This is a genomic window from Staphylococcus sp. HMSC057A08, assembly GCF_001812925.1.
Lineage (GTDB): Bacteria > Bacillota > Bacilli > Staphylococcales > Staphylococcaceae > Staphylococcus > Staphylococcus hominis.
In genome coordinates this window covers 1-6,252 of the sequence record NZ_KV810828.1, presented here as the reverse complement: position 1 = coordinate 6,252, position 6,252 = coordinate 1, and the positions used below count along the sequence as shown (strand labels likewise).

5 protein-coding genes and 1 pseudogene are annotated in these 6,252 nt (G+C 26.8%); 3 read left to right on the top strand and 3 right to left on the bottom strand.

Annotation, left to right across the window (positions count from 1 at the left end; all coding sequences use genetic code 11):
* Window positions 1–582: 582 nt before the first annotated feature.
* Genes HMPREF2881_RS00755 through HMPREF2881_RS00745 form a run of 3 tightly spaced genes read right to left on the bottom strand, consistent with a single transcriptional unit; the run spans window position 583 to window position 2,978 of the window.
* On the bottom strand, window positions 583–1,320 hold the full coding sequence (locus HMPREF2881_RS00755) for an ABC transporter permease (RefSeq protein WP_070653593.1): 738 nt from the start codon (window positions 1,318–1,320) through the stop codon (window positions 583–585).
* The gene (locus HMPREF2881_RS00750) at window positions 1,317–2,069 is read right to left on the bottom strand and encodes an ABC transporter permease (RefSeq protein WP_070653592.1); all 753 of its coding nucleotides are present in this window, start codon (window positions 2,067–2,069) and stop codon (window positions 1,317–1,319) included. Before HMPREF2881_RS00750 ends, HMPREF2881_RS00755 begins: the two co-directional genes overlap by 4 nt.
* Window positions 2,070–2,978 carry an ABC transporter ATP-binding protein gene (locus tag HMPREF2881_RS00745; RefSeq protein ID WP_070653591.1) on the bottom strand — a complete coding sequence of 303 codons (909 nt, stop codon included), beginning with the start codon at window positions 2,976–2,978 and terminating at the stop codon, window positions 2,070–2,072.
* A 529-nt stretch (window positions 2,979–3,507) separates the two neighbouring features.
* Between HMPREF2881_RS00745 and HMPREF2881_RS00740 the strand changes: the two are divergent.
* The 3 genes and pseudogenes from HMPREF2881_RS00740 to HMPREF2881_RS00730 form a co-directional block, all read left to right on the top strand.
* Window positions 3,508–3,789: pseudogene (locus tag HMPREF2881_RS00740) on the top strand (hypothetical protein); the annotation flags it as partial.
* A gap of 634 nt (window positions 3,790–4,423) precedes the next feature.
* The gene (locus HMPREF2881_RS00735) at window positions 4,424–5,026 is read left to right on the top strand and encodes a short chain dehydrogenase (RefSeq protein WP_002447413.1); all 603 of its coding nucleotides are present in this window, start codon (window positions 4,424–4,426) and stop codon (window positions 5,024–5,026) included.
* A gap of 358 nt (window positions 5,027–5,384) precedes the next feature.
* Window positions 5,385–6,143 (top strand): TSUP family transporter, encoded by a 759-nt coding sequence (locus HMPREF2881_RS00730; protein WP_070653589.1) that lies wholly within the window; start codon window positions 5,385–5,387, stop codon window positions 6,141–6,143.
* Window positions 6,144–6,252: the final 109 nt, after the last annotated feature.

Genomic DNA, 6,252 nt, shown 5'->3' with positions numbered 1-6,252 from the left:
AATGATACAAAGTTCATTCTTTAGTAATAAGAAAATGAACCAATGTGATACATTAACTTTGGTTTAAACACAACAAATATATGTAGGTTCTGTTGCAAAGTTAAAATTATATGCACATCTATGCAAAACTATAAAAGCAAATATTGTTTTAACAGTAAAGAGTTTTGTTAGTATTAATATTTTTCGTTTTTCAGTACAAATATTACATGATTTTTAACTTTGCAACAGAACCCGATAAATTTATCGTGACTTTTTATGTGGGAAAATTTTTGATAGTATTTTGCTATTAAAATTATTTTAATTAAACATATTAATTATTACTCCAAAAGAGATAAAAATTAAAGTTAGTATATAGATAATAGACAAAATAAGAATTGTTTTCTGCAAATTACTCTTTTTCTTGCTATTAATAACTAAAATAACTGAATAAGCAATAGTAAAAAGTATGCAGATGATATTAACTATAGAGAAAAAACTTTGATAATTATGGATAAGTGAAATTTTCATTAACTGTAATAACAAACTAATTAAAGGTAAAAGTGCAATTACAAAAAATAAGTAGTCTTTTCTTTTCATTTTAAATTAACCCTCTCTTTTTTTAAGCTTTAAAGTAGTAAGTGTCAAAAAAACTGTTATATAAGTTGCATTTATTATAAGAAAAAGTAACATTTCTGAAAAAGTGAAGTTCATCAAAGATCTGGATCTCACACCAACTGTAATTTGTGAATATGGAAATATTTTAAAAATAAAATTGCTAATAAACAATGTTAGAAGACCTAGTACACCACCAATAGTTGCTATTAAAATTGAGAAAGTGAAATTTCTAGTCGCAACTGACAAATATAATTGTATAGCAACAATAGATGCTGTACCTATCCAACCTATAAAGTCCCAGTATATAAATTTAAGTAATTCTTCCAAGGATACATTTACTATTGATGCTGAGATACAAAATAATACAAAAAATATAATTTGATTTAGTAAAGTAAGTAAGAAAAGAGATGAAAATTTTGATAAAACTATCTTATTTTCTTTTAAAGGTATAGTTTTCAATCTCATCCAATTATTATTAGACTCCTCAAATTGCCAACTTATTGAACATAAAACACCTATCAGTATGGGAAAGAAAAGTTGTGAAGTATATAAAGTTTCTTGCCCCCACAATATTAAATCTCGATTATTTGAATTAGGAAAAGCGCTTTGATTAAAATAAAATATCATACTTCCTATAGATACGCTTAATATATTAAAAACTAATAAGAAGATTAAAATATAATTATTTTGTAGTTTGCGTAATTCTATGCTTAATAAAGAAATCAATTTAAATCCCTCCTTTTTATTAATGCTTTAATAATAAAGAATAGAATTACTATTAATAGAATAGAAATAAAAATATAAATAAAATAATAGTCATTATTTGAATATTCATATCCTTTGTGAACCATCTTTTTATGAACTGGATTTAGTAATGAATAATATTGCCAAGGCAAAAATATTTTAATATATGAAGGCAACATCCCTCCTGTTACTAATCCTAAAAAACTTCCTACTAATGCTGATACAATGCTGACTGATTGTTTTTCAAAAAAGAAAGAAAGTGCCATATGAATTAATATTAAGAAGAAACTAGCAATTATAAAACTTAGCATGAATTTTGAAATGATTTCTAGTTTTAAACTGATATTATGTGAATTAGCAATTAGTAAGATGGTCATTAATTGTATAATGTCAATTACAAATAAAATAATAAGCGAAACACCAACTTTACTAGTAAACAAATTGAAAACACTTTGTTTACTAGTATTTAATAACTGAAAGGTTTTTCCTTGATGTTCTATGTCTGCAAGTCTTGAGCATAAAATACCTATTAATATTGGATAAATCACGCTGTCGATAGTTAGAATATTAGAAATGATCATATAAATACCATACTTTGTATCAGTAATATTTAACTCTTTAATTGCTATAGCACAAAACCACAATATACCAACAAAGGTAATCAGTAGTATTGGAAGGATAAATTTTCTTCTCCGCATTTTGAAAAATTCTAAATTTATAGCTTTTAACATTTATAAATATTCCTTTCCATCATTAGTTATTTCTATAAATTTTTCTTCTAAACTTTTCTGAACTGATTGTACTTGGTAAATTTCGAACTGATTATTAACTAACAATTTAACGGCTGTAGATATATCTTTTTGAGTTGTATCTAATAGGAGAGGTTTTTCATTATTTTCTAGCTTATATCCTTTTGATTTCAGCAAGTTTATACTCTCCTTGTTATTGTTAGTATTTATCAATACTTTGTTCTGTTCTTCTAATTCTGTTAACTTTCCTTCAAACAATAGTTTCCCTCTATTGATGATACCTACTGTATTAGCCATATGTTCAATTTCAGATAATAAATGACTAGATATAAGTACAGTCATTCCGTAAGTTTTTGGAAAAGATTTTATTAATTCTCTAATTTCTTGTATACCAGAAGGATCTAAGCCATTAGTAGGTTCATCTAATATCAATAGTTTTGGAAATTTTACTATAGCTAAAGCAATACCTAACCTTTGCTTCATACCTAATGAATAATTTTTGACTAATTTATCCTTGTGTTCAGTCAAACGTACAATTTTCAGAGCTTCTTTAACATTTTTAGAAGGTAAGTTTAGTAATCTTTGAATAACTTGCAAATTTTCTAAACCAGTTAAATTTTTATAATAAGAAGGTTCTTCAATTAATGCCCCGACATGCATTAATATCTCATCTCTATTTTTTGAAATATCTTGATTGAATATTTTAATATTACCTTTAGTTGGTTGCATGAGACCTAGTAGCATTTTCATTGTAGTACTTTTACCAGCACCATTTGGACCTAAAAATCCATATATTTCTTTCGAACCAATATTTAGTGATAGATTATCTACTGAATAACTATTTGAAAACTTTTTTGTTAAATTTTGGGTTTGTACGATATTGTTAATCATAATTGAATCTCCTTAATTATTAGTATTATTTTTTTTATTATCATTAGTTTCTAAATAAGAATGCTTTCTTCCAGCCACTATTAACGCTTGTTCTAAATATTGATAAGTATCATTATATTCCTTAGCATTTTTAGTTTTTTCCTTTTGTATATAGCCCTTGTTCTTCCATACTGCTAAGTGCAAATTTTGTATAATTTTGAGGTGAAGGTGGAATTATATAAAAATTAAATAGTGGCCCTATTTTCAAAATCGCAATAAAAATTAATACTAAAATAACTACTATTGAAGAACTACTAAACTAAAAAAGTTTTTTATTTTTCATTATGTAAATCTCACTTTCATTTATATATTAACTTTATTATTAATATATCATTTAAATATAATTTATAGTCTTTCAATATTGTAAGTGTTTCCCAGTATTATTATTTGCTTGTTGTTTTGTTAAAGTAAAAAGACTTGATCTAATAACCGGTTAAGTGGTAAAACTTTGATAAAATCTCAACTAAAAATAAGTTTTGATGCTATGGCAATCGTTAAAAATCTTAATAAAAACAAAATTAAATCTAGAAAAGGACGCAAAATTGAATACTTAGAATTTATTTTCGACGCTGAGAAACGTATTCACAGCAAGCGACAATCTCAAATGAAAGATATAGGTAAACAAAAACAATTCATAAGCCGAGAGAAAACACCACAATGGTTAAAAGACCGTTCAGACTATCAAGAAGTACAAAACGAAGAATATGATCCTCAATTTGAAGAAAAAAGAAAGGCATTTTCTAAACAGTTGGAAGTTGATTGGGAAGAATAGAACAGTTTACAAATTAGACCGTGAAAGCTATACTGAAACTAACAAACAGACAGATACATCATTAGATGTGAAAACCCCAGCATGCCGACCAAAGCATATGCTGGGGTTTCTTTTTTATCGTTTATGTTCTTGATTTAATAAATAAAGAACACGTCCAACAATGATTGGACATACGATATATTTCATAACAAACAGAACGACGATCATTAGATGTGGCACCTCCTTTCTGCACAGGAAGTGCCTGTTTAGTATAGCAAAATCTTAGAATTTAAAACGATACTTTGAATAAAGATACAAAATATTAACTCATGAAAATGAATGAAAACGCGTCAGAACAATGATGTATAAAACCTGCATAAATGATAATCATAAGAAAAAGGCTTAAATGTTGATTTAACAACGTTTAAGCCTTTATTACAAGTTTACATAATAAAAGATTATGGGTAGCTAATTTGTATATTCTATGTATAAGCTTATTTAATATTAACATTACTTGAATATACTATGTTTTACAGAATAAATTCATAAATGTATATGTTACATTAAGTATGTAAGTGTTAATAGTAAACTTTCGAATATATTTATTTTGGCTAAAAAATTTATAAAAATAACAGTATTTATTAGGAGGATTACAATGAAAATAGTAGTTATTGGTGCTACTGGCACAATAGGTAAAAGTGTATCTAAGAAACTTAAAGAAAATAATCATGAAGTTATTGAAGTTGGCAGTAAATCTGGTGATTATCAATTAGATATTACCTCTCCAACAGAAATTGAACAAATGTATAAAGATATTAAAGATATAGATGCTGTTGTCAGTGCCACGGGAGGAGCAACTTTCAAATCCCTATCAGATATGAGTTTAGAAGAAAATAATGTAGCCATAAAAAGTAAATTATTAGGACAGATAAATCTTGTTTTAATAGGCCAACACTATTTAAATAAAAATGGTAGCTTTACTTTAACTTCCGGAATTATGATGGATGATCCTATTTTATTAGGTTCTTCAGCAGCTATGGCAAATGGTGGTGTCTCAGGATTTGTTACATCAGCAGCTGTAGAATTAAAAAATGGTTTAAGAATTAACAATGTAAGTCCTAATGTCGTTGAAGAAGCTTTAGATAAGTATGGAGAATTCTTCAAAGGATTTACAGCTGTTCCAGTTGATAAAGTAGCAAATGCATTTATTAAAAGTGTTGAAGGCGCTCAAACTGGACAAACGTATAAAGTTTATTAATGTTTTAGTATCTCATTATCTTATATTCAATTTTCATTTTTAAAAGACCCAGACGCTGATATGACGGTGTTTGGGTCTTTTTCCTTTAATTAACATAATTAACTCTTATAGGTAGTTAAATTGTATATATTTTGCATCTTACTTTTCTTTTAATATATTCACCAATGGTATGAATATATTTTCATCTTTTTTCTCTCTATCTTTTAATGTGAAAATGAATTTTTGTTTTCCCTCTGCTGAGTTAACCATATTAAATCTCCTACTTTTAGTGTAATTTTATATTATCATACTTACCTGATTTTTTTGAATATTCATTAATTTTTTGTGATATACTCTTAATATTCTAGGAGGACTTTATATGGACTTAATGACGACCTTAGTAATTAGCTTTTTTGGATTTTTAGCATCGTTTATAGATGCCGTAGTAGGTGGCGGGGGACTTATATCTATTCCTGCTTTAATGGCTGTGGGGTTACCACCCGCAACTGCTTTAGGTACGAATAAACTAGCGAGTTCTTTCGGATCTCTTACAGCCGCTATATCCTTTATTAGAGCAAAAAAAGTAAATCTTAAATTGATGGCAAAAATATTCCCTTTTGTTTTTCTTGCTTCTATTATTGGAGCTTATATTGCAACTATAATTCCAGCTCAATATTTTAAGCCTTTAGCGATTATAATGCTTTTTATAGTATTAATTTATACACTCTTCAAAAAAAAATGGAATGGTAATACATTAATAAGTGAAACCTCTAAATTAAAATTGTTTATTGTTTTTTTCTTATTAATATTAATTGGCTTCTATGACGGTTTTTTAGGAGGCGGAACAGGTAGCTTCTTCATATTTATTTTATTAATCTTAGGATTAGACTTTTTAAAAGCTGCAGGAAATGCTAAAGTTTTAAATTTTGGAAGTAATATTGGCGCTTTACTTTTATTTATATTATTAAATAAAGTAGATTATTTATTAGGTTTCAGTATGGCTTTGTCTATGATCGTTGGAAGTTATATTGGTAGTTCTTTCGCAGTAAAAAAAGGTGTTTCATATGTGAAATTATTATTTATAATTGTTACTTTACTTTTGTTAATAAAAAACTTATATGATTATATATATCAATAATAGTGGCTAGCAAACTCAGTACTCCAAACCACTATATTACTTAAATAACCTTTGCATGTTTTATATGCTTAGATTACGTTAAGTAATAACTTTCGAAGAAAGCGTGGTG